The sequence below is a fragment of the Nostoc flagelliforme FACHB-838 genome, from assembly GCF_014698065.1.
Classification (GTDB): Bacteria; Cyanobacteriota; Cyanobacteriia; order Cyanobacteriales; family Nostocaceae; genus Nostoc; species Nostoc flagelliforme_B.
The window spans coordinates 81276-105309 of sequence record NZ_JACJSI010000009.1 but is presented as its reverse complement, the minus strand read 5'-3'; the positions used below and the strand labels follow the sequence as shown (position 1 = coordinate 105309).

Below are 24034 nucleotides of genomic sequence, written 5' to 3'. Positions count from 1 at the left end.
CAAACTGGGAATGCACACTTGGGGGCTGCTGCCATATTTTTCTGCTGACAACACTGTAAAATTGAAATCTAAATTACAAAATAGAAAAACTATATGACTCGTCGGCTAAGTTTGCTTTCGATGTTGCTCAGTATTTTCCTAATGGGCTGTTCTGTGCCAACAACAGCTAACCCTCCCACGCCCACCTCTGCTTCTCAAACTCCAGCACCAGAGAATTTAGGTCAAACACTACCAATCTCTGCTAAAGCCATTATTCCTAATGGCACAACAATTCAATTAGAGGTAGTGCAAACCCCCCAACAACAGGCAATGGGGTTAATGTATCGACCAGCTTTGCCAGATGATCGGGGGATGCTGTTTGGGTTCCCTTCTGCGCGACCAGTCAGCTTCTGGATGAAGAATGTACCAGTGCCATTAGATATGGTATTTTTACATAACGGTGTAGTTAAATATATTCAAGCATCTGCGCCTCCTTGTGCAGCTGAACCTTGTCCTACTTATGGCCCCAAGACACCAATCGATAAGGTGATTGAACTTCGCTCTGGAAGAGCTGCCGAATTGAAGTTGAAAGTGGGCGATATTGTCAAAATTGAGTTTTGAGACTTCGGTGCTTTGTGGGGATACAAATTTGAGTGGTTACTCGGTTGAAAACCTACACGGTCGAAATATATGTTTTTTTTGTAAAAAATGTCACGTATTGTGGCAAAAAAGTCATCTGTAACGTTACTATTTAAAAACTGTGGTAATAATGTAAAACTCGCCTGTCTCCGACCTAAAATCGCAGTCTTAAGGTTTGGTCGCAAAAATATTCCCTTGGGCGTAAGTGTAAATAGTCGCCAATAAGAGAGTATAGGCTATGGAATCTTTGTTACTACCTGTGTAATTAAATAAAGCAGAAAAGTAAACAAAATGGAGCCAATTTAATTAAGTAAAAATACTGCTGAAAAATTGAGCAGGTGATTTGTACGAAAATTTCTATTTCTCAGACGCTTTATGAAAAGCCTCTCTTGAAGGCGAATTAAAAAAACTGTGCCGGGGTGTATAGCCGATAACGGCACAGTGACAAATAAAATACTGGCTACTGGCTACCAAGAAATGGTGAACTGATATATGACAATACATTCTGTACAAGGAGGTGAGATACAAGTGTCACCATCAAAATATTCTCGACTGATTCATTTTTTGCAAGAAGATTTGGCAATTTCCACAGCATCACTAGCGCTGGCGCTTCGCCATCGGGAGCAAGACCCAGGCCCTTTGGCAATGATTCTCTGGCAGTATGGGTTGATTACTCTAGAACAGTTAGAACAAATTTATGATTGGCTTGAAACAGCATAGATTATCCCAATTTTGGATTTTAGGTCGCGCCTTTGGTGCGCTTTCAACCCAACTTGGATTTTGGATTAAAAGTCTCTACCAAAAGACTGTTACTGCAATCTCAAACAATACTACTTATACTAATTTGGTATCATACTAAGTTGCCAAAGTTACTCTTGTTTGGTGTAAAAGACTCTGTGCGACTGTCTTCTAAACAAATAATACTATCTAGGGCAACTTGGTATGATTTAAGAGAATTAAGGTATGTCACATCCACTTTATCTTCTGCAAAGGTTGGTATTTAGCTCTGTTGACTCTGACAGTTTCTACTCATTTATATCCAAATCAAAAGAGCGAGTTGATAATTTAACTCGCTCTTTTGATTTAGTGCTGAGTAATGAGTAAAAATCATACTCATCATTCACAGCTTAGTATTCAGGAATTATTAAATACTCTAACTGCTGCTGCTACACCAGACCCAGGGGTAAAGTTTTCGTGACCAAGTTCTGAGAGGGTAACTTCTAAGGATGCTATACAACTGAGGATATCGCGATCACTCACAAAACCCAAGTGACCAATGCGGAATATTTTGTTACTCAAATGGTCTTGACCACCTGCTAGGGCAATATCAAAGCGTTTTTTCATCAATGACCGAATCTTATCCGGTTCAATTCCCTGTGGTGCTACAGCCGTAATCGCCGGACTAGCGGAACTATCTGCTGCAAACAGGGGTAAATTTAACCCTTGAATGGCGGCGCGGGTAGCATTCTTAAGCCGTTCATGTCGAGCAAAGATTGATTCCAAGCCTTCCTCTTTCATGATTCGCAACGTGGTGTGCAGCGCTACGATCAAATTTACAGGTGGAGTAAATGGGGTTGTATTTTTGGCTGTGGCTTTACGATATTTGCCTAAATCCAAATAATATTTCGGTAGCTTCGCAGTTTTGTAAGCTTCCCAAGCTTTGGGACTGACAGAGACAAAACCCAATCCTGGCGGAATCATATAACCTTTTTGGGAACCAGAGGCGACGATATCCAAGCCCCAAGCATCCACGGGTAGATTGAATGCACCCAAGCTAGTTACCGCATCAACGATAATTAAAGCTTCACCGTGTTCTTTGACGTGGCGATTGATAGTTTCTAGGTCATTCAACACACCCGTCGAGGTTTCGCTGTGGGTGATGATTACGGCTTTGATTTGCTTTTGGGTATCTGCTTGGAGTTTTTCGGCGAATACTGCGGGGTCTAAGGGTTTTCCCCATTCAACCTTAACTTCTTCTACATTCAAACCGTAGGCTTGGCCAACTTCTACCCAGCGTTCGCCAAATTTACCATTAGAACCAACTAAAATGCGATCGCCTGGAGAGAGAAAATTAATTATTCCCGCTTCTACAGCACCCGTACCACTGACATTCAGCGTCAGCACATCACTTTGAGTTTGGTGCAGCCACTTGAGGTTTTCTGTCACCTCTGCCAATATGTTGCTAAATTCACTAGTCCTGTGCCCAATCGGATGCTTGGCTAATGCCAGTAAAGCAGCTTCTGGCACCGGGGTAGGGCCTGGAATCATCAGCATCAGCTTATCGTTCATGTGTGTATCCTAAAAATCAAATAAAAGTCAAAATTGTGGGAAGTTGGTTAAGTCTGATAGCAAATTCTAGATATTTATCTACAAATTCCACTCAGTTCGTCACCAGCCTTGTTGTATATTTTCCAAGTCCATAGGAAAAGTATCGTGGGAGTTAATGATCGGTCAGCTTGACCTTTGCAATTTATACGAGACTTCAACTCAGATAAAACCCCTGTTCCAGGCAATCTTACCACACACCTAGACACCAGGTTAAGGCGTTTGCTCGTAGGAGAGTGGCTATTTTAGCCAAAGGCGAAACGTCTATCCAGATGAGGCACAGGAATAATAAATTTTTAAATTTACCCATAATCCCTCCCTATTGTTTTTATAAAAACACGCGAAATCGTCTTGCATATCGCGGAAATCATCGATGAAAAAGAGGTGTTTTGGTTCCACGAAGAAAGTAACCGCCTACACTATGCGGAAGACTTGGATGTCACCGTTTGCTAAGAGATATAAGATACCCAACCCAAACTTTTCAATGTGCTTAGGTCAATGATTTGTTCTTGGGTTGCCATTCTCCAAAGAATATCTTTATCTATAGAGGAGGTGATGATTTATTTGATTCAAAATCGCTTCGATGCCAATATCAAAGCTTTCTTTGGCTGACTCAATGGCGATGCATTTGCCGCCGAAGTTGAGATATTTATGCTACTAATTGCTGCACATTATAAAACTACACTCAGTAGTAAACGATGCCTACGGTAGGCTACACTTACACTAATAAACTATAAGTTTTTATACTACACTTACAAAATTGCTACAATCGTGCGTAGTCTTCTTAGTTACTATTCATGGTGAGTCGTTTTTAACTAGTGTTCAGTTTATAAACTGTCACTCACCAGATCCCCGGTATTCTTGCAAAAGAGATATTCTTAATTAGTGCAAGGAGTGATACCATTTCACCACATGTTTGTCACAAGTTATCCCCGCAATTTTCCCTCCTCAGGGAGTGTTGCAGATTTCAAATGTTGCATCAAACGAGTGAGTTGGTATAAGCTTTTACGGAAAAACGCTTGAGTGAGCAAAACTCTCAAGCGTTTTTTCGTGTATAAATAAAACAGTTAAACTCTCTGGACGATAATTAAAAATGTTTTTAAATACACATATACCAAAAAAGTAAACTACTTTTGTAATAATTTTTATAATACATTCTTCATAACTTTAGTATTTGTGCGTTCTATCAAAATCTTTTTAAGTGACTGGACGTACCACACGAATTAGTTTCCTTGCAACGGTTCTTCTGCTGTTACAGCTTCATCTATCCATGCTGCAAACTGTTGCCAATTACGATTGTTTGTACAAACAATAATACCCAAGTGGTTATAATTAAATACAGTTCAGTTAAGGCTAAAACTCTTTGCCAAAGTCAATTTTTTTTAACGAACCGCATACTCCTACGGAGAAGCAAGCTACGCGCAGCGTTTCGTTAGAGAAGGACACATAGAGACGTTCGCGGAGCGTCTCGTAGAGAAGTGGCTTCCCGCAGGGTAGGACGTAAAGAGAAGAAAGAAATGCTTAACCCAAGCATATTGCTGTAGAGACGCGATTCATCGCGTCTTTACCCAAGGATGTGTTGCAATCATTAATTGAATTGGTATAGGTACAACATTTCATTAATAATTAGTAGCGAATTCTCTGCACCCCTACCCTGCGGGAAGGCGAACAGCATCTGTGGTGAAATTTCAACCTTCAATTCGCCACGATTTTAGGCAAAGCTGTACTTAGCTAACTACAAAATTCACCAACTTTCCAGGCACCACAATTACCTTTTTAATCTCCTTACCTTCGATGTAACGTTGGGCAATTTCTGATTCACGGGCGTATTTCTCCAGCGCTGCTTTATCTGCTTGTGCTGGTACTTGAATCGAGCCGCGAGTTTTACCCATAACTTGAATCACTAAAGTGATTTCATCCGCAACCAAAGCAGCCGGGTCAAATGATGGCCAAGTTTGAGTGTGGACTGAATTACTTTCACCCAATAAATGCCACAATTCATCAGCAATGTGTGGTGCAAATGGTGCTAGCAATACCACCAAAGTCCGAATACCTTCTGCATAAATTGGTGAATTTTTTCCGTTGGCATCAGTTAGGGCATTACTCAACTTCATCAATTCTGAAATAGCTGTGTTGAATTGATATTCGTCTTCCACGTCTTCTGTTACCGCTTGAATCGCCGTGTGAATCGCCCGCCGCAATTCCTTTTCTACCTTAGTTAAATCAGCGAGTTGGGCTTGCTTACGGGATACCCCAGCTGCAACATAATCTGTCACCAAACGCCAAACCCGATTTAAAAAGCGGAATTGTCCTTCCACATCAGCTTCATCCCATTCCAAATCTTTTTCTGGCGGCGCTTTGAACAAGATGAACATCCGCGCTGTATCTATACCGTATTTGGAAATTACATCTTCTGGGGCTACACCGTTGCCCTTTGATTTAGACATGGTGGCGTAGAGACGTTGCAGTGATTCGCCTGTCTGGGGATCGCGGGGGTCGCCTGAATTTACCAAATTAGAAGGAATCCATTTATCTTTGCCGCCCTTGTTGGGATTTAGGTAAGTTAAACCCTGTACCATACCTTGAGTTAATAAGCGTTGGAAGGGTTCATCAAAATTCAGTAACCCTCTGTCCCGCAGAACCTTAGTAAAGAACCGCGAATACAACAAATGTAAAATCGCGTGTTCAATCCCACCCACGTACTGATCAACTGGCATCCAGTCATTAATTTTACTAGAATCGAAAACCTGTTGTTCATTTTTAGCGTCAGGGAAGCGCAAGAAATACCATGAGGAATCAATAAAAGTATCCATCGTGTCAGTTTCCCGCTTCGCTGGAGTGCCACAAGTTGGACAAGAGACATTTACCCAGCTTTCCAACTGAGTCAAAGGTGAACCGCCACGTCCAGTAAATTCCACTTCTTCTGGCAACTGGACTGGTAAATCTTTATCAGGCACTGGGACTATCCCACAGTTGGGACAGTGAATTACAGGTATTGGTGCGCCCCAGTAACGCTGCCGCGAAATTAACCAATCCCGCAAGCGATATTGCACTCTTACTTTACCAAAACCTTGTTGTTCGGCGTGTTCAATTATTGCTTGTTTAGCATCTGTGGAATTCATGCCAGTAAAAGCCCCAGAATTAATTAAAATTCCTGGTTCAGTGTATGCCTGGTTGTATTCAATTTGGATGAGTTGTGTGACTTCATCAATCTCTGATGTTGGAGTTAAGTCAAAACCTACAACATCATCTGGGGAAACGATGACAAAATCAACTGGTAAGTCGTAATTTTTGGCAAACTTAAAATCTCGGACATCGTGTGCTGGTACACCCATCACTGCCCCAGTACCATACTCATACAGTACATAGTCAGCAATCCAAATCGGCAGTTCTTCCCCTGTAAATGGGTTAATTGCCACCCCACCTGTGGGGATACCCCGCTTAGGTTTGTCTTCAGCAGTACGTTCTAACTCACTTTGATTGGAAACCTCTTTAATAAAGGCTTCTACGGCTGCTTGCTGTTCTTTTGAGGTGACACGCTTTGTCAAGGGATGTTCTGGTGCTAAGACTAGGTAGCTGACACCATAAACGGTATCTGGACGTGTAGTATACACGCCGATTTTTTCATCTATTCCAATGATGGGAAATTCTAGGTAAGCACCTGTAGATTTACCAATCCAGTTTGCCTGCATCAATTTGACGCGTTCCGGCCAACCTGTCAATTTATCCAAGTCATTGAGTAATTCTTCAGCGTAGTCGGTAATCTTAAAAAACCATTGTTGCAACAATTTGCGCTCAACTATTGCGCCACTGCGCCAGGAACGTCCTTCGTTATCAACTTGCTCGTTTGCCAATACAGTTTGGTCAATGGGATCCCAATTTACTGCTGCTTCTTTTTGGTAAGCTAACCCCGCTTGCAAAAACTGCAAGAAAATCCATTGTGTCCACTTGTAATAATCTGGTGAACAGGTAGCAATTTCACATTCCCAATCAATGGATAAACCAAGACGCTGCAATTGTTGCCGCATCTGGGCCATATTCTGATAAGTCCACTTTGCTGGCGGTACACCACGGTCAATGGCGGCATTTTCTGCTGGCAAGCCAAAAGCATCCCAACCCATTGGGTGTATTACCCGATACCCTTGCATTCGCTTGAGGCGGGCAATTACGTCGGTAATTGTATAATTACGGACGTGACCCATGTGTAGGCTGCCCGATGGATAAGGGAACATGGAAAGAGCGTAGAATTTTGGCTTGTTAGTAGCTGTCGGTGTTTTGTCTAAGCCAAGTTCTACCCATGTTTTTTGCCATTTTTCCTCAATCGCTGCTGGGTTATATCGGAAATCCACCAAAATTCTCCTACTGAGTCTACTTACTATGTCAACCTACCTATGTCAACATAGCAGGTTAATCTAATATTGTAGGTCAACTACTCACAGATTTATATATAAGCGATAAGTGCGATTGAGCTTCAGCCTGATTATGCCCAAACTGCTACCTTTTCAGATGATATAGTGAAAGTCATTTTAGGACTTACGCAAAAATCGCAGAAAGCTTAATTTATCGAACCGCCAAGTCGCCTTCTCTACGAGGCACTACGTGAACGCAAAGCATCTCGTTAGAGAATAACCCCAAGAGTTCGTAGAGTATGCGTAAGCCCTGATTTGATAAAGGTTTAAATGATTGAATCAAATATAGAATTTTCTGATTTAATACAAGTTTTTGTTTACGGCACGCTCAAACCAGGTGAAACTAACTATCAAAAATACTGTGCTGACAAAGTAGTTGATGTCAAAAGAGCCTTTGTACAAGGCAAATTGTTTGCTCTGCCAATAGGCTACCCAGCAATGACGCTAGGGGATAGCCAAGTTCACGGATATTTACTCTCTTTTTCCAACCCAAGGATTTTAAATGAGCTAGATGTGCTGGAAGATTACCAGCCCAATAGACAAATGCCAGAAAACCTCTATAATCGACAAATTACCGAGGTTTATGAGCCACAGTCGCTCTCTCTGGGTTGGGCTTGGGTTTATTTAATGACTCTAGACCGAGTTGACCAATTAGGAGGCTTCCTCCAACCTGACGGCTGGTGGAGTGGCTGTGGTTTAACCGCAAAGTACAGTTATGAGTAAACTGTTAATGCAATTAGTTTATGTCCTGTTTGGAGTCGTGGCGTTGCGGCTGTACCGGATAGATTGAATTTTCTGGAGAAGCTACTGCTGCTTTAGGAATTTCAATTACCGGGTTATTTAGTCCCACCATCAGCGGGGAAGGCGGAATTATAGAGGCTGAGGAGGTTTGTATCGGTTCTTTTTGTGTTCGTTGCGCCAGTTGCGGCGAACTCAAACCAATAGGTACTAAGCCAGATACTGCACTGATGACACAAGCAGCAACAGCTGCACCTCCCGCCATCCAGTTTAGACGAGAGCGGCGGCGCAAACGTGTCAATACTTGCTGAACTGTTACTTCTGGTGACTGTTGGGATGCTGGCACTGGGAGAGTCCGCAAGCCTTGGCGCAGCTTTAACAGTCGGGCATACAAGCATTGAACTGAGGCATCATTTGCCAGCCATTCTTCTACTTGTTTGCGTTCGGTGGCTGTGACTTCACCATCGAGATAAGCACTCAATAACTCGAAGCGATCGCGCTTCACCATATCCATAAGACCCGTTGATTCATTGGTATGATTGGCCATTCCATCTGACAAATCTTGAGGAAGTTGCAAAGGAGAACGGTCGTAAAACTGAGAATCAGTAGTCATCTTAACATTATTACCAACTCATACACGGGAAAACTGGGCGGGAATTTCGGAGAAATTAGCCAATTTTCCTCCTAAGGGCAGAAGCGATCTACGTCTTTCTGGAAATTCTTAATCTATGCTTAAATTCTGCTATTGGGCAGAGGCAAGATACTGTAAATTAGGAATCTAGATAATTCTGCAAGTGAGCTTGCAACCTCGTTCTAGCTCTGGCTATTCTTGACTTCACAGTTCCTAAGGAAACCCCAGTGATTTCAGCGATTTCTTCATAAGCCATGCCTTCAATTTCTCTCAGGACAATGGTAGTACGAAAAACTTCTGGTAAATCCGCGATCGCTTCTCGCAGTTGCTCGTAAAATTCTCTAGTTGTCAGTTCTTCTTCAGGGCCGGGAGTATCGCCAGCGATTTCCCAATCCATCTCGCCGTCCTCTAAGGAACGGGGAGCATCCAGCGACAAAGGACTCATAACCCGCTTGCGTTTCCGCAACTCGTCATAAAACAAGTTGGTGGCAATGCGGCTTAACCAGCCCCGAAATTTGGCAGGCTCTTGTAATCGGTTAATATTCCGATACACTCGAATCCAAACTTCTTGAGCCAAATCGGCTCTGTCAGCCCAATCTGGAGCTAGGTGATATAGAACTCTATCAACTTGACTTTGATAGCGGCGTAATAGTTCTGCAAACGCAACACGATCTGGTCGCAGTCCCGCTTGACAGCGCAAAATTAAATCGTGGTTAGGGAGTTTGTCAACTTGCACTGATGCTTCTGGATACTTTGCATCAACCGTTGACCAGGATACAGAGATCGACTGACTCATAGATCGTACTGGCTCTAAATCATCCCTATCTATTAGACCTGCTAATGGGACAGAAGTTCCATGCTAAGGTGACGGATTTATGACTGGAACACTGAGGCAAACAATTTTGGATACATTTATAGCAATAACGAGAGCCACTTTTTCCTTATACTACTTGCATAGTTGCCCGAAACCCATCGACGAACAAAGACGCTGTGATATGCACAATTTCGTACTTTTAGCAACTGAGTATATACGCTTGATAAAAATAATTAAATTTGGTTATAAGGATGAAGATAAAATTTTGTAATTCTAACTTCTTGATACTTTTTAAATTCAGGTAATAATTTCTGGAAGTTGGGTGGCTGTAGTTGTTAAGATGATGATTTATTTTTTTGCTTTTGTGACCATAATAGTTGCTGATTGTTCTGGTTGTGGCCCGTAAGCAGCACTAGAGTTATGTTGCCCTGGGATACGAACTTGAAAAAAGAAATTGAGGGAAAATGTAATTGTGACTGCTAGTAATAGTTTTTCAAACATGGTTTTTCTTCCACCTACACCATTAATGATTGATTCCTACATTTCAAAAGTTTTATCAGAAAGTCTAAATATTGACTTACGATGCCCAGAACCTTTGAAGAATGAGGTTGCTCATATAGAGTTTTGCCACTGGGACAATTTGTATAGTCTTAGTTTGCCCAGAGGTGTTGGCAGATTTATATCGGAAATGATAAGTATTGATAAATTTTTGATAATCAGATGATGAACTCATCCAATTACTCGGCTGGATATGTCAGGGATAAACAATAGGCGATGGCAATGGTAAGAAACGAATCTGTAGGGCGTATGGTAATGTTGCTTTGTTTCGGCACAGCATTTTTATCTTTAGCTGTCCATTGGCGCATTACTACGGCGGAACGGCAGTCTGAGAAGCCTGTATCTACTTCAATGCGGCGAGATTCTACCCTAACCAATCCAAAGGGAAGCCGCCCAGAGGCAGTCTACAAAAATCTTTCCCAAGTGAGTTTAGGAGAAATTGCACTGGGTGCATCTGTGCCACCTGATGAAGTTAACCAAGGCTCAACTGCCCAGAGGACGTTTACACCAAAGTCCTCTGCTATTAAGTCAAAAATAATTAAGAAGAATGTAGCCAAAGCAAATACTGGTAAAGCTTCTACACTCAAGCTTTCTACTATTAAGTCTCAAACAAAGTCAAAAACAATTAAGAAGAATGTAGCTAAAGCAACCATTAATAGGGTTTCTACACTTAAGCCTTCAACTATTAAGCCGCAAAGTCAGCCCAAAAATATTAAGAAAAATGTAGCTAAAGTAACCGACCTACCAACTCAGACACGGCTGGTGGCGCAAGTAGAAAGACAAAATCCAATTGCGGATAGTTGGCCAAAAGCTTTATGGTCTAAGGCTTCAGCCCAACAAGTAGCATCTAATCGGCTGGCAGATGCCAAGACGCAAGTTGTAGTTGATTTAAGCGATCGCCGCACCTATGTATATGCAGGAGAGGAGGTGATAGCCAGCTACCCAATTGCTATCGGTAAGAAAGGTTGGGAAACACCTACAGGTTCTTTCCAGGTGATCCACATGCGACACTATCCAATCTGGCGTCACCCAATTACGGGCAAAGTTTTTGAAGCTGGTACTGATAGTCCCTTGGGAGATAGATGGATTGGTTTTTGGTCAGATGGACGGAATGAAATTGGCTTTCATGGAACGCCAGAGATTCACCTAGTGGGAACTGCTGTATCCCACGGTTGCTTAAGAATGCGTAATTCTGATGTGCGATTGTTGTATGAGCAAGTAAGTTTAGGAACAACAGTGTTAGTACGTGATTAATTAAGAGTCATTTGTCATTTGTCATTTGTCAGTTATTCTTTGCAAATGACCAATGACCAATGACTGATGACTCTTAAAATTATAATTTTTGCTCAAAGTTAGGTGCGTATGCTTGGAGTAAAGCACTAACTTGGCGTACAACTTCATTACCACTGTTTTTACCCAAGGCCTGCCGTTCTGGAAAGAAATTGGGTCGATCTAGGTAACGGTTAATCGCTTCACTTACTTGCTGAGAAATTAAGTCTTGCAATTGCGCCTGAGCGTTTTGGCGTTGGAAGCTAGCACCTTCTTCTGTAGTAGCATACAAAGGTGGTAGCCGATTGAGAGCGTAAGCAGCAATATCCCCAACATCTAAAGAACTTTCGCTGGTGGCTTCAATTTCTGCAACTCGGGCGATCGCTTCCGTCAGTACCAATTCTTCCATAACGTTAATGAATTGTTTGCGAGGTACCGCCACTACCTCACCAGTCAATAGCGCACCCATCAACCGATCCAGCGCCATATACTCTTCAATTGAGAGTTCTGAGGCGTTATCACAGATTCTACCGACTTCTGCTTCCATTGCTGGTGTTAAATAACCATCCTGGAGAGCTTGTTCTACAATTTTTTCGATGCTCATAACGCTTATCATCTTTATGTTAGCCAAGCAAGGTAGGGACGGTATCAATCCAATTTATTTTGCTCAATTATCAGCAGAAAAAACACAAATTATGCAAAGACGCGATCAATTCCGCCTCTACTAGTTAACAGCCTTAGTTCGCCAAGGTGTTGGATCAACAGATTGTCCGTTGACATATAAACCCCAGTGTAAGTGCGGCCCCGTAGAAGCGCCCGTTGAACCTACTGCACCAATTTGTTGGCCAGCTTTCACAAAATCACCTTCTTTAACGTTAATACGACTCAGGTGCATGAAAATACTGGTTACTCCTTGACCGTGGTCAATGCCAACTACGTTACCGTGTACCCGAAACCCTTGGGATACCCTACCTACCAAAGCAACTCGCCCAGCAGCTGGGGCAATCACTGGTGAACCGGCAGCACCAGCGTAGTCAAGACCACGATGATAGTAGTCCTTTGCAAATGTACCATTATAGTAGCGACGAACACCATAGGTTGTACTCATCCGCCCTGCATTTGGCTTCAATAATACTCCATTCCAATACTTTTCTGGTGTTTGCAGTGCCTTAAAAGCTGCCACGCGCTTCAGTTCATATTCTGTGGCACCCACTCCGGCTTTGCCAGGTGGTAAAGTAATGCGTTGTACGGGGAATTTGCGATTAAGCACATTCACTGCCAAGTTTTGTACTTGACCATCCCCTGCAACCCGAACTGTTCTAGTTCCAGCTTTTTCTAGTGGAGTTGTGGGAATAAAAGCCCGATATTGATTGGGTGCAATTTCAAAGGCTGGATACGTATTTTTACCACTAGCTACTGTCGGATTTGTACTATTATCTGGATTATCTACATTAATCTCCACCGAGAGTGTATCCCCTAATTTCGGATTAATTGGAGTCACCTTTACTTGTAGGGCATCTACGGGTAGTGCCAAGGTGATCGGGAAAACAGCAAATATACCCTTTAATACATTTATTGCACAGCGATTGACTGTCAAATTTTTGACATCAAAACCGAGCAACTTTTTGTTTAAACTACTAGCGCTATTCTCAATAATCATAGAACTACAAAAGATCCCTTGCTTGTGTTGGAAAATAGACTAGCTTATTATCGCCAGTGTTTCCTGTTTGAAGCCAATGTTGTTGACAACTATAAATTTTAGGAAATTCTCCAGGTATTTATGGATTACAAGGGCGAATCATTTTATTTGTAATTTTTAGTGAATTGGCCTTAGCTCTAATAACTAAGGCGTAGTGAAATTGACAATGAGCATAAAATTTAACTAGATTGATGCCAAAAACGCTCTTATGGCTTGCTATAGGTGTCACTTGTTAAGCAATAAAGGAAACTCATTGTGGTTACAATCATTACATAATAATACTTGAAGAAAATCTGGGAATCAACTGGACACTTTTTCAACTGGACACTAATATTACACTGTTAAGTTGAAATTGGTATGGGGAAATTACTTAAACTAGGTAAAAAGTCGGCAAGGATAAATTAATGTGTGGAGTAAATTGCTGTTTGCAGGCGATGCCTACGGCGGGCTACGCCTACGCTGAGATTCTTGAGCAGATTTACCCAATGCCCGTTGTTCAAAAAGTTGAGTTGGGAATTATCTTTTCTTACAATCACCAAGATTTCAGTTTTGCCTGTCCCCATATCGGAAGCTAAACCATCTAACCTCGATTTAAGGTATTGAATTACGTAATATCATTGACTATATTTCTAAATTAGTGCTTTTTTATTTGCAAACAACAGATATAGAACTAAGTATGAGCAAAAATAGAAGACTCATATTTATTTAAGGAGCTTTAATGACTCGACGAACCTATCCCACTAATAATATTTGTGCTACAAAGCTTAAGCTTATTGAGAACTAAAAACGAAAAATTAAGGTTTTCAAGCACATTTTACGAAACGAAGTAGGGTTTTTTGGAATAGTGGGATAGGTTCACGTATTACCAGTGCTGTAAATTCACTAGTGACAAACTTCTCGTGACGAAATGCACTTTTGTGGCTTAGAAGTAGCGGACTAACTACTCCAAGTTAAAGGCTCTAGCAAATGAGATTTTAGCCGATTGGGACGCTGTGGTTGCGTGTTTTTATCATCCGCAATTACCACCTACTATAATGAGGCTGAAAGAGCTTTACGATATGCTGTTATTCCCCAAAACCGCAGAAGGATATCTGCAATAAGCATATTACTGCTATGCCCCTTGGGGAGCAAAAGCCAAAACTGATGACTTAGAAAAACGCTATCCCCAACTACTCAAACGCATTTTGCAATAGTAAGAATTCAACTTCAATCGCTTAGAAACTATAGCCAGTATTGCCTATACATCTACAAATATTAATTGCTGATAATGGCAAGGGGATAAGTGAAGAAATTAAACAAAATTCCATAACTTAAAGCCTACTTACTGTCACGGCTTTCAATATGTCTATGAAATCATAAAAATGCTTCTAGAAAATCTAAGCCAATAAAATAGGCTAAGATTTTCTGGAAGCTTACTTACAGATTTGTGTCGTATTCACTCTATTGCCATCAGTGTTAAAACTTTGTAAATTGGCAAAGGTATTGTTAAATCATTTCAAATAACTATATCGCCCTTATTAACTGCCTCAGCCAAAGCTAAAGGAAAAGAACCTTCAGACTGAGAGTTAAATATGTCACCAAGACTAGAAGTGATCTGTCCATAGTTGAATGCACTGCGGCTAGTACTGATTCCCGCAGCAGGGTTAATCCGGTTATCGCCTTCAGGCAGCCTTTCGCTAGTTACAAGTTCGTTAGTGATATCAATGGTGGGAATTGATTCAGGAGCGGCAATACTGATGACATCTGAACCGCCGATAAATTTTTGCAGTTTTCCGTCCTTGACGTCAAGTTTAGCCAACCAACCGTCCAGAGCTGAGGTATTAACGCCACCACTGTTCCCTAATAAGCTATCAGTAGCTCCAGTCACGAAAAGACTACCTTTTCCGTCAATAGTAACACCTGTAGCGTAGTCAAGATTATTTTTGCTTCCAAATTGTTGAATCCAGTTGTTATTGCCATCAGTGTCGAACTTCGCCACCCAGGCATTATAAGATTCTTCTTTTTGGCCTTTTCCTAACTTCCCATTAGATTCTCCGATAATAAAGATGTTGTCATTTTCATCGATCTGCATATCTGACAAGTACATGCCATCATCATTTGGAGAACCAAACTGTTTAGCCCACACTTGAGAGCCATCTGGGTTAAGTTTGCTAATCCAAATATCACGACCCCCAATTCCCTTTTTTCCTACCGTTGTGCCAATATCCCCTGTAGTCCATCCTGTAACATAAATATTGCCCTTGCTGTCAGTATCAACACCCCAAGCAAAATCAAGTCCCTGATTTGTACTTCCAAGCTGTTGAACCCACTGTATCTCCCCTGCGGTATTGACTTTTGACACCCAAGCATCGTACTTCAAAAGTTGTCGTGATGGGTCTGACTCTCTGAGTAAGCCCTGAGTCCAGCCTACAGCTATGCTGTTGCTATCCTTATCAACGGCAAGGTCGTAACATTCATCAAAAAAGGGAGTTATATCAAAAGGAAAGGTCGCTGAAGGATCTTTAATCAGGGTAAGCCACTCCTGGTTGCCATTGGTGTCAAACTTAGACACCCAGGAATTATCCTGAACGGCAAAATTGAAAATGTCTGTTCTATCATTGTTGTTAATTTCTATTCCTGATAAGTAGACATTCCCTGTTGGATCTAGATCAATGGCAAAGGCTCCACTACTAAAGCCACCAGCACTAAACTGCCTACCCCAAACCTGGTTACCATTGGTGTCATATTTAGCCACCCAAACATCAGTTTCTGTTTGCTTGGTTCCAAACAAGTTACCCGACATGCCACCTGTCATGTAGGAGTTACCATCCTTGTCTGTAACCATCGCAAAGTTAGACTCATCCCCAGAAGAGCCAAACTGTCTACCCCAAACCTGGTTGCCATTGCTGTCATATTTTGCTAGCCAAGCATCTCCAAAACCAAGATTTGTTCCAAACAATGGCCCGTTGGTAGTTCCTGATATATAAACATTGCCAGCAGCATCTGCACCCGTAGCAAGACTGAGATCGTTTCCGGTAGTCCCTAACTGCTGAATTTTATTGTTTTCTGTTGGTTTTTTAGGTGGTTTTTCACCAACAAATCGGAAATTATTCGATGTCAAATCTAAATTGACTTCCGGCTTGGCAACTACAAAAGTTACAAGGTCAGGTGCTCCCTGTTGCAGTGAAAATATCGCTTCTCCAGAAAGAGGTTGTGCTACTCCTGCAATCTGTAATCCATTAATTTTTACGATTCGATAGTCTGTCGATTTACCATTTAGCTGGATGATATCATTATTGATACCGAAATCATAAATGACAGCAAACTCGTTCAAACCAAGGAAGTTTGTGGTTAGTAGAGTATCTGGGTTAGAGGTAGTGTAGTAGGGCTGACTTGTATCACCAAGAACAAATCTGTCTGCCCCTACAGATGGGATATTTCTATCTAAGATCAGAAATGGATTACCACCTTGTTGAGCATTCTGAATATTCAGAATAATCTCATACTCTTCAGCAGAGTTGTCAAATATATCACCGAACAAATAATCTACATTTGTTGCTTGAGTCGCGCTTGCAATCGGATTGTCAGGATAAATGGTGTCGTTTCCGGCACGGCCAAAAAGGGCTTCAGAATCATTTGTACCCCCTCCAAGGACTATATCGCTGGCAGGTGTCAATAATGAGATTGCTAATTTTTCATCAGCCATTTTGTTGAAATCCTTTATTTGAAAAACAATCTAGATTTTTTCGAGACTCAGTTTCGGACTTATGTGAGGATGCTTTAAAAGTCGCAAAATATACTATCTTGATAGAATTTTTACTTACTCGAATGAAACGTCCCTGGGGACTAGGGCAGGGCTGTTTCATTCGATAAGATTATGATTTTATCAAGAGTATGAGCGATAAATTTGCGAAAGTGGGAAAAAGAAAAATTACCTTAAAACATCCTTTTACTAATTTTCGTTAGCTGCTATCGATGGATGCTTTGGTGGTTATATTTAGGTATCTCCAAAGAATAGTATCCAATAATTAGACTAAATAGTAAATGATTTATTTTTCGCAGCTTCCTTAACAGTCTCAAATAAACGATAAATCCTGATTTTTCCGTTTATCCATAAGTCATCTTTTTTGTAAAGTTTAATTTAGATGCGCTTATCCTGTTTCTTATATTTAATAGAAAGAAAAGAATTTTTAGTGACTTGGTTAAAAGTTGGCTGAACAAACACCAGAATCAAAAATGCCCCACCGAAGAGGGCAATACTAGCTACAAGCACAGTTGCGTGTAGACCCGACACAAATGCATTACTAATCGCCTGATGCATAGCTTGGCCCGAAATGTTGATTGGCAGGTCGCTGGGGACTTTAAATCCACCATGCAAAACATCAGCGATGAGGCGATCTTGGAGGTTTGAGGGGAGGCCCCAAGTAGAGAGCGATCGCGCCAAATTTGAGGCTACCTGTTGCGTGAGAATTGTTCCTTGTATAGCAACTCCTAAAATAGTGCCGAGACGATTACTAGCGTTGATTACTGCTGAGGCAATTCCCACTTTTGTGGAGGGTGCAGAACTCAGACCTACTGCTGCTAAAGGTGCGAGTGTCAAGCCGCTACCGAACCCCGAAAGAACCAGGCTCCACAAAATTGCTCCATACTCTGTATTGGCATTGATTCGGATCAAGGAAAACGTAGCTATGCTTGCTAACATCAGTCCTGTCGCGATCGTAAAGCGCCACCCTAAGCGAGCAGCAAACCACCCAGAACATATAGATGCAATGACAAAAGCTCCATTCATCGGGAGGAAGCGCAAGCCCGCCGCCGTTGCCGAGTACCCCTGCACTTGCTGCAAGAATAAGCTGAAGATAAAAAGCAAGCTGACAAGGGTGAAGAATACCAAAATTTCAACGATATTGACTACAGTAAACGTTGAATTTTGAAATAAGGATAATGGCAGCATTGGGTGGCTACTGCGGGACTCAATAAATAAAAATGCTACAAAGCTAAGTCCAGCAACCATCAGCAGCAAGACAATGAGCGGCGATCGCCACAGCCCAGCATTACCCTCGGTCAGTGCATAGGTAAGTGAAGCCAAAAAGATTACACTGAGCAGTAAACCAGGCACATCAAGACGTTGCTTGTTGGGATCTTTACTTTCCTTAACAACACGCGAAGTCACCCGAAAAGCGATCGCTCCCAGTGGTAAGTTGAGAAAAAACACGCTTTGCCATCCCAGAGTATCTACTAGCAGTCCACCTAGGGCAGGGCCAGCAACCAGGGCGAGTCCTGACACCGCAGCCCAAATACCAAGGGCTTTAGCTTTTTCCTTTGGTTCAGGAAATGTATCAGCAATGATCGAGAGAGAACCAGTTATTAGGGCAGCAGATCCAATTCCTTGAAGGGTTCGCCCAGTAATCAAGATACTCAAATTTGGAGCTAGACCGCAAATTAAAGAAGCGATCGTAAAGATGACTAGTCCTGAGAGGAAGACTCGCTTTCGTCCATAAATGTCTCCTAATGTTCCACTTGGCAACACTAGACTAGCCGCAGGTAGGGTGTAAGCATTAAGAATCCACTGCAATCCTGACAGACCAGAACCCAGACTTGTCTGAATCTTGGGAAGCGCCATATTCATCACAGTGTCGTCAAGATTGGCCATGAAGAGGGCGAAACACATTGCCGCCAGCGTAACTGCTTTAACACGATCTTGATTCATCGCTTTCACTACCTCTGCTGGAGTGGTTCTGCCACTGTTGTTTTATAATTACTAGCTAGAATCTTCTCCAAAATATCGGGAATTTCAAATACGGCTCTATTGTTTACCGCAGCGACATTTGCACGGTAGCGGGCAAAATTCTCCGGCTGAAGAAACTGCTCAACTGCTCGATCAATATCTCGAAAACTGGGGATAACCAAACCCACCTGCTGCTGTTGAACCCAGTCAGTGTTGTATCGTTCCTGTGGCATTGTCGCAGCACTGCGTTCCACAATCACTGGTAGCTTCATGACTAACGCCTCGCTGATGCTACCAGGGCCTGGTTTACCAATCATGAAATCACAAAGATGCATATAGTAAGGAATGTCTTTTGTAAAGGTGGTGACAAACCTCTTCTGGATATCTTGGCTTTCACGTAAAGCTAAAGCTAGTTCTTCATTGCGTCCGCAGATAAAGACGAGTTGTAGCTTTTGTTGAAAACGCTCCAGACGCTTGGCAATTTCTAGCATTGCTTTGGAACCATTACCCCCGAATAATACAAGTCCGGTGAGACAGTCTGGATCTAAACCCAAGCGTTGCCTTTCTTGGGAGCGATCGCTGACAATCGGTTCATAAAAGCGAGGGTTAATTACCATTCCCGAAGTTTTGACGATCAGATCCTCCTTTACTCCTAGAGAATGAGCTTGTTCAACTGCTTTTTGCGTGCCACAAACAACATAACTTCCCGTTTCTGGTTCTATCCAATAGGCCGACGGAAAATCAGCAAAATCTATCAGAACTGTCACTAAAGGTGTGCCTGGTTTTACTTTCTGTAAACTTTCCCAGATCATTTTATTAAACAACGGCACTACAGAAACTACCATGTCTGGCTGTTGCTCGCGCCATTCTTCCTCAAATATCCTCACACCAGCATCGTGATTTAGTTTGATCAGTAGCTTATTGAAGGGCATGGTCAGATGGTGAATCCATGTCCAACCGCTTTGCATAATCTGATTGAGAACTTGATCTCCACTAGTTCCGAATAACTTGTAGATATCCAGTGTTTTTTGTCCTTCTGCTAAACGCTGTGCTAATACGTCTACATCGGTAATACTAGTTTGACAGGGGAGTTGTTGCTCAATGATTGAAGATATCGCATTAGAAGTAGCAATATGCCCTCCACCACTATTTCCGGTGACAACATTGATCAAAAACTTTTTTTTCGGATATGACGGTGATTGCATTGTTTCCATAAATACAAAATATCTCTTAAAAACTAAACTTTTTTTGTTATCCTGCTGGGGGAACTTCTATTCAACTCACTTCTCCAGCAACTCCATAAGGAGGCGATTGTTGGATTAAATGCTTTTGCGGAAAATGATGCTCATCCCAGTTTCATTCATAAAGGCTCTGACGTTGCATGGGAACGTAGAAAATGCAGATTCATTATTTGGGTCGACGCGAGAATTGCAAATCAAACATTCAAGGCGTTGCTTGGTTTTACTAACGAGTTTTTGTTCCACTATAATCCTTATGTTAAAAAACATTAACAATTTTTTAGTCAGAATTTTAGGGAAATTCTATGTTTTTTTATTCATCCAAGCGCGATCGCATCTTTTTGACACTTTTTACATAGAATTGGCTATTTCTTTCTCAAACAAACCAAGTGCCCGAAGTACTGCATGATCCATGTCATAGTACTTGTAATCTCCAAGTCGCCCTGCGAACAGTACTGTACCGTTGAGTTTCTCTACCTCTTTAAGGTATAAGCTCAAGCGATCGCGGCTCTCTTCATTGAGAATAGGATAATAAGGGTCATTTTTCCCTGGTACATAAGCCTGGGGATATTCCATCACCAAGGTAGTTTTAGGAGAAGTTTGTCCTGACAAATACTTCTGTTCAGTGATACGAGTGATGTCGTAGTCATTGGGGTAGTTAACTGTACCGACCTCTTGATACTGTTCTTGATCCAAAGTGTCGAATTGAAAGCGCAGACTACGATAGGGCAATTCACCATACATATAATCAAAAAAGGTGTCAATCGGCCCAGTGCAAAGTAAACGATGAAACTTCACATCTTTGATAATCTCGCGGTAATCTGCGTTTAGCAGTACCTTAATGTTGGGATGAGCAAGCATTCGCCGGAACATTTCTGTATAGCCTAACTTAGGCATAGCCTGATAGGGGTCTTGAAAGTAACGATTATCCCGACTGATATAAACTGGAACACGTCCCGTTACTCCCCGATCCAGATCCTCTGGTTTCATCCCCCACTGTTTGATTGTGTAATGGAGAAAAACATTTTCATAAATGTAATCAGCTAAAAAACTGAGATCGCCACTAGCACTTTCTCGCAGTTTCAAAATGGGTACTTTCACTCCAAAACCGAAGTTTTCTAGAAGCAAATTCTCCAACTTCTCTGCATATTTCTCAGGAAAAAGTGCATAGAGAGAATTGAGATTAAAAGGGATAGGGACTTTCTTACCCTCTAAAACTCCCAGTACATGATGATAGTAATGTCTCCATTCTGTGAATTGAGAGAGATAATCCCAAACTTTCTTAGACTTAGTATGAAAGATGTGAGGCCCATATTTATGAACGAGAATGCCATGCTCATTGTAGTAATCGTAGGCATTACCCCCGATGTGATCTCGCTGCTCTACAATCAGTACTCTCTGTCCAAGCTGAGTTGCTAGGCGTTCAGCCATTACACAGGCTGAATATCCAGCCCCTACGATTAGCCAATCAAATAGCATTTCATTTCACTCCGGTTATTTTTTGGACAGCGCGTTTGATAGTGTTAAATTCGGCGATATTACTGTTTAAAGTTTTGGATTGAAATGAGTTATCTTAGTCTTTCAAGTAGATGTTCTCCAACCCGCAAAGCGTTGGCCATCATTGTTAGCGTTGGGTTCACAGCGCCACTAGACGGGAAAAAGCTACCATCAACAACGTACAAATTATCAATATCGTGAGTACGACAATTGAGATCGAGTACAGAATTTTTGGGGTCTTCACCAAAACGACAAGTACCACATTGATACCCAAAGGGCATTTTTGTAGTTACATAAATTGAAAATGAGCTATTACTATGTGACTCAATGGACTTTAATACTTGAATCCAACGCTTAATAAACCGATTAAATGCTTCTTCGTTGTTATTTGTATATTCGAGAAAAATTTTATCATTCTTAACACGTACTCGATTGTTGGGATCTGGTAAATCTTCACCCATGAGAAACCAACCAGTGGTACGATCTGCTACTGCTTTGTACACTCTCTTGGGAAGAATTGCTTTTGGAATAAAAGGTGGTGTATTCGCGGCAGCTCTATCTTGATTTATGTCGCCGAGTGTCTGTACATGCCCCATTGGGTAAGAAAAATCTTTCTCTCCCCAATAAAAATCATTAACAGCAAGTGTCTTGGGAAAAACTGTCGGATTGGGTTTTACGCTCAAAGCCACAATTGCCGCAATATTATGCTTAATATAATTGCGTCCCACTAGATCGGAACTATTTGCTAGTCCGTTTGGGTGTTGGTCATTGGCAGATTTGAGCAATAATGCTGCTGAGTTGATTGCACCACAAGCAACAACAACTATATTTCCAGAGAAAATCTGGCTATTACCTGCGATTTCTGCTTCCACGCCAGTTACTTCACGACCAGATGGACTGGTATGCAAACATAAAACTTTGGCTTCGGTGATCAAAGTCAGATTGGGATAGACCATTGCTGGACGTACACCGTTAATGTCAGCATCGGCTTTGGCATTGACCAAACATGGAAAGCCATCGCATGTGTTGCAACGAATACATGCACTTAAAAAACGATCGACTTCATTGAGTTTGATCGCCAATGGCTGGTAAGAAGGATGAAATCCTCTATCTTTGAGAGCATAGCAAATTTGTTCAATGTATGGTTCATGACTGATGGCTGGATAGGGATAGTCTTCGCTGCTTGGAGGTTCAGTCGGGTCAAGACCTCGCATACCATGTACTTCATAAAGCCTTTCAGCTTGAGCATAGTAGGGGGCAAAATCCTGATACTTCAACGGCCATTCTGGAGAGATACCATCTTTATGAATGACTTTTTCAAAATCCCGCTCACGAAATCTATACAAAGTGCCACCGTATAATTTCGTATTGCCACCAACGTAATAGTATGTTGGCGTATCCATTGGTTTGCCGTTTTTGTTGTACCATACCTCAGAAGTGCGGTAGCGACCTTTTTCATAGATTTCTTGAGAATCCCAATTGGCTTTTTCTTTGGAAAGAAAAGGGCCTCGCTCTAAAACTAAAATTTTCTTTCCACTTGATGCCAAGCCTTGTGCCAGAGTTCCACCACCTGCACCCGTACCAATAATAATGACATCATAATGTTCATGAACCATTTGCCTAATTCGTAATTTGTAACTAATAAAATCAGATTTAATCTACCTTGTTTCGAAGAATTCGTGTAACTTATTTTTTCACAAGATTCCTCACTTGCATTTGGTTTTCTGCACAGCTTCGATTCAGTTCTACCAAGCCAGCTCGTCGAATAATTGCATCCCCAAGTTGTGGAGAAAGTTGTGAAATGGCAAAGAAGATTTTAGAGGTCAGTCCATCAAGTATTACTTCCTTCTGGTTTTGCTGAATGGACTGAAGCACTGCGTTTGCTACTTCTGTCGGATGGGCGAGGCGAGCTACACTGGGTGCTGTTATGCCAAGAGCATGAAACATTCCAGCATCGGTAACTCCAGGACAAATTATTGAAACCCCGACGTTGGTATTAGCTAATTCTTGCTGGATTGCATCTGACCACATAATCAAACCAGCTTTACTGGCTGAATAAATGCTGTTATAAGTCGCTCCTTTTTTACCAGCTGTAGAGGAAATATTTACAATATGACCACTATTACGCTCTAGCATGGTTGGTAATACCAAACGAGCTAACTCTATTGGTGCTAGAAGATTAGTTGTCGATATAGATTGGATATCCTCTAAGGTGTAATTCTGGAAAGGTCGGAATTTTTCTATTGCTGCATTATTAATCAAAATATCAATGGGACCGGCAAGTTGCTTAATTTTCTGCACTAAGGAGGGTAATTCTTCTAATTGTCTAATGTCAAAGGGAATACTTATAGCTTTACCGCCCTCATCTTCAATCTCAGCACATATTTGTTCTAGACCTTCCTGAGAACGAGAAATGGCAACTACGGTTGCTTGCTCTTTTGCTAAAGCACGAGCAATAAATACTCCGATGCCACCGGAAGCACCAGTCAAAACTGCTGTTTTACCTGCTATTGTTTTCACATTCACCCTCCAAA

Annotated in this window: 17 protein-coding genes and 1 pseudogene; 5 read left to right on the top strand and 13 right to left on the bottom strand. The window is 41.7% G+C overall.

The window, feature by feature from the left end; genetic code table 11:
- Positions 1-93: 93 nt before the first annotated feature.
- Together H6G97_RS07280 and H6G97_RS07275 are read left to right on the top strand one after the other, a co-directional pair.
- Positions 94-600, top strand: coding sequence for a DUF192 domain-containing protein (locus H6G97_RS07280; protein WP_190939994.1), 507 nt, complete (start codon positions 94-96; stop codon positions 598-600).
- Positions 601-1110: 510 nt separating this feature from the next.
- Entirely contained in the window at positions 1111-1338 is a 228-nt protein-coding gene (locus tag H6G97_RS07275; protein ID WP_190939993.1) for a DUF2949 domain-containing protein, read from the top strand.
- Between the two features lie 414 nt (positions 1339-1752).
- Here H6G97_RS07275 and H6G97_RS07270 read toward each other — a convergent pair whose 3' ends face one another.
- Together H6G97_RS07270 and leuS are read right to left on the bottom strand one after the other, a co-directional pair.
- Complete coding sequence (locus H6G97_RS07270; RefSeq protein WP_190939992.1) at positions 1753-2907, bottom strand: pyridoxal-phosphate-dependent aminotransferase family protein; 1155 nt, start codon at positions 2905-2907, stop codon at positions 1753-1755.
- 1763 nt (positions 2908-4670) lie between these two features.
- Positions 4671-7292 (bottom strand): leucine--tRNA ligase, encoded by a 2622-nt coding sequence (gene leuS, locus H6G97_RS07265; protein WP_190939991.1) that lies wholly within the window; start codon positions 7290-7292, stop codon positions 4671-4673.
- Between the two features lie 330 nt (positions 7293-7622).
- Here leuS and H6G97_RS07260 point away from each other — a divergent pair, with 330 nt between their 5' ends.
- The gene (locus tag H6G97_RS07260) at positions 7623-8075 is read left to right on the top strand and encodes a gamma-glutamylcyclotransferase family protein (RefSeq protein ID WP_190939990.1); all 453 of its coding nucleotides are present in this window, start codon (positions 7623-7625) and stop codon (positions 8073-8075) included.
- A 13-nt stretch (positions 8076-8088) separates the two neighbouring features.
- On the opposite strand, the gene H6G97_RS07255 is transcribed toward H6G97_RS07260, so the two are convergent.
- The 3 genes from H6G97_RS07255 to H6G97_RS07245 form a co-directional block, all read right to left on the bottom strand.
- Entirely contained in the window at positions 8089-8703 is a 615-nt protein-coding gene (locus H6G97_RS07255; RefSeq protein ID WP_190939989.1) for an anti-sigma factor family protein, read from the bottom strand.
- Positions 8704-8860: 157 nt separating this feature from the next.
- Positions 8861-9517 (bottom strand): sigma-70 family RNA polymerase sigma factor, encoded by a 657-nt coding sequence (locus H6G97_RS07250; RefSeq protein WP_190939988.1) that lies wholly within the window; start codon positions 9515-9517, stop codon positions 8861-8863.
- A gap of 366 nt (positions 9518-9883) precedes the next feature.
- A complete protein-coding gene (locus H6G97_RS07245) occupies positions 9884-10036 on the bottom strand; it encodes a hypothetical protein (RefSeq protein ID WP_190939987.1) in 153 nt (50 codons plus the stop codon).
- Positions 10037-10717: 681 nt separating this feature from the next.
- Between H6G97_RS07245 and H6G97_RS55335 the strand changes: the two genes are divergently transcribed.
- On the top strand, positions 10718-11347 hold the full coding sequence (locus tag H6G97_RS55335; protein WP_190940035.1) for a L,D-transpeptidase: 630 nt from the start codon (positions 10718-10720) through the stop codon (positions 11345-11347).
- A 79-nt stretch (positions 11348-11426) separates the two neighbouring features.
- Here H6G97_RS55335 and H6G97_RS07230 read toward each other — a convergent pair whose 3' ends face one another.
- Together H6G97_RS07230 and H6G97_RS07225 are read right to left on the bottom strand one after the other, a co-directional pair.
- The gene (locus tag H6G97_RS07230) at positions 11427-11966 is read right to left on the bottom strand and encodes a late competence development ComFB family protein (RefSeq protein WP_190939986.1); all 540 of its coding nucleotides are present in this window, start codon (positions 11964-11966) and stop codon (positions 11427-11429) included.
- 120 nt (positions 11967-12086) lie between these two features.
- Positions 12087-13022, bottom strand: a complete 936-nt coding sequence (locus tag H6G97_RS07225; RefSeq protein ID WP_190939985.1) for a M23 family metallopeptidase — start codon at positions 13020-13022, stop codon at positions 12087-12089.
- A gap of 980 nt (positions 13023-14002) precedes the next feature.
- Here H6G97_RS07225 and H6G97_RS55880 point away from each other — a divergent pair.
- A pseudogene (locus tag H6G97_RS55880) lies at positions 14003-14154 on the top strand (IS66 family transposase); the annotation flags it as partial.
- Between the two features lie 402 nt (positions 14155-14556).
- On the opposite strand, the gene H6G97_RS07220 reads toward H6G97_RS55880, so the two are convergent.
- The 6 genes from H6G97_RS07220 to H6G97_RS07195 all read right to left on the bottom strand — a co-directional run bounded on the left by H6G97_RS07220 (position 14557) and on the right by H6G97_RS07195 (position 24020).
- The gene (locus H6G97_RS07220) at positions 14557-16746 is read right to left on the bottom strand and encodes an SBBP repeat-containing protein (RefSeq protein WP_190939984.1); all 2190 of its coding nucleotides are present in this window, start codon (positions 16744-16746) and stop codon (positions 14557-14559) included.
- A gap of 435 nt (positions 16747-17181) precedes the next feature.
- Complete coding sequence (locus H6G97_RS07215) at positions 17182-18747, bottom strand: MFS transporter (RefSeq protein WP_190939983.1); 1566 nt, start codon at positions 18745-18747, stop codon at positions 17182-17184.
- Between the two features lie 8 nt (positions 18748-18755).
- Positions 18756-19970, bottom strand: a complete 1215-nt coding sequence (locus H6G97_RS07210) for a glycosyltransferase (RefSeq protein WP_190939982.1) — start codon at positions 19968-19970, stop codon at positions 18756-18758.
- Positions 19971-20354: 384 nt separating this feature from the next.
- Positions 20355-21482: a UDP-galactopyranose mutase gene (gene glf / locus H6G97_RS07205; RefSeq protein ID WP_190939981.1), complete on the bottom strand. Its 1128-nt coding sequence runs from the start codon at positions 21480-21482 to the stop codon at positions 20355-20357.
- Positions 21483-21571: 89 nt separating this feature from the next.
- The gene (locus H6G97_RS07200; protein ID WP_190939980.1) at positions 21572-23116 is read right to left on the bottom strand and encodes a GMC oxidoreductase; all 1545 of its coding nucleotides are present in this window, start codon (positions 23114-23116) and stop codon (positions 21572-21574) included.
- 70 nt (positions 23117-23186) lie between these two features.
- Positions 23187-24020, bottom strand: a complete 834-nt coding sequence (locus tag H6G97_RS07195) for an SDR family NAD(P)-dependent oxidoreductase (RefSeq protein WP_190939979.1) — start codon at positions 24018-24020, stop codon at positions 23187-23189.
- Between the last annotated feature and the right edge of the window lie 14 nt (positions 24021-24034).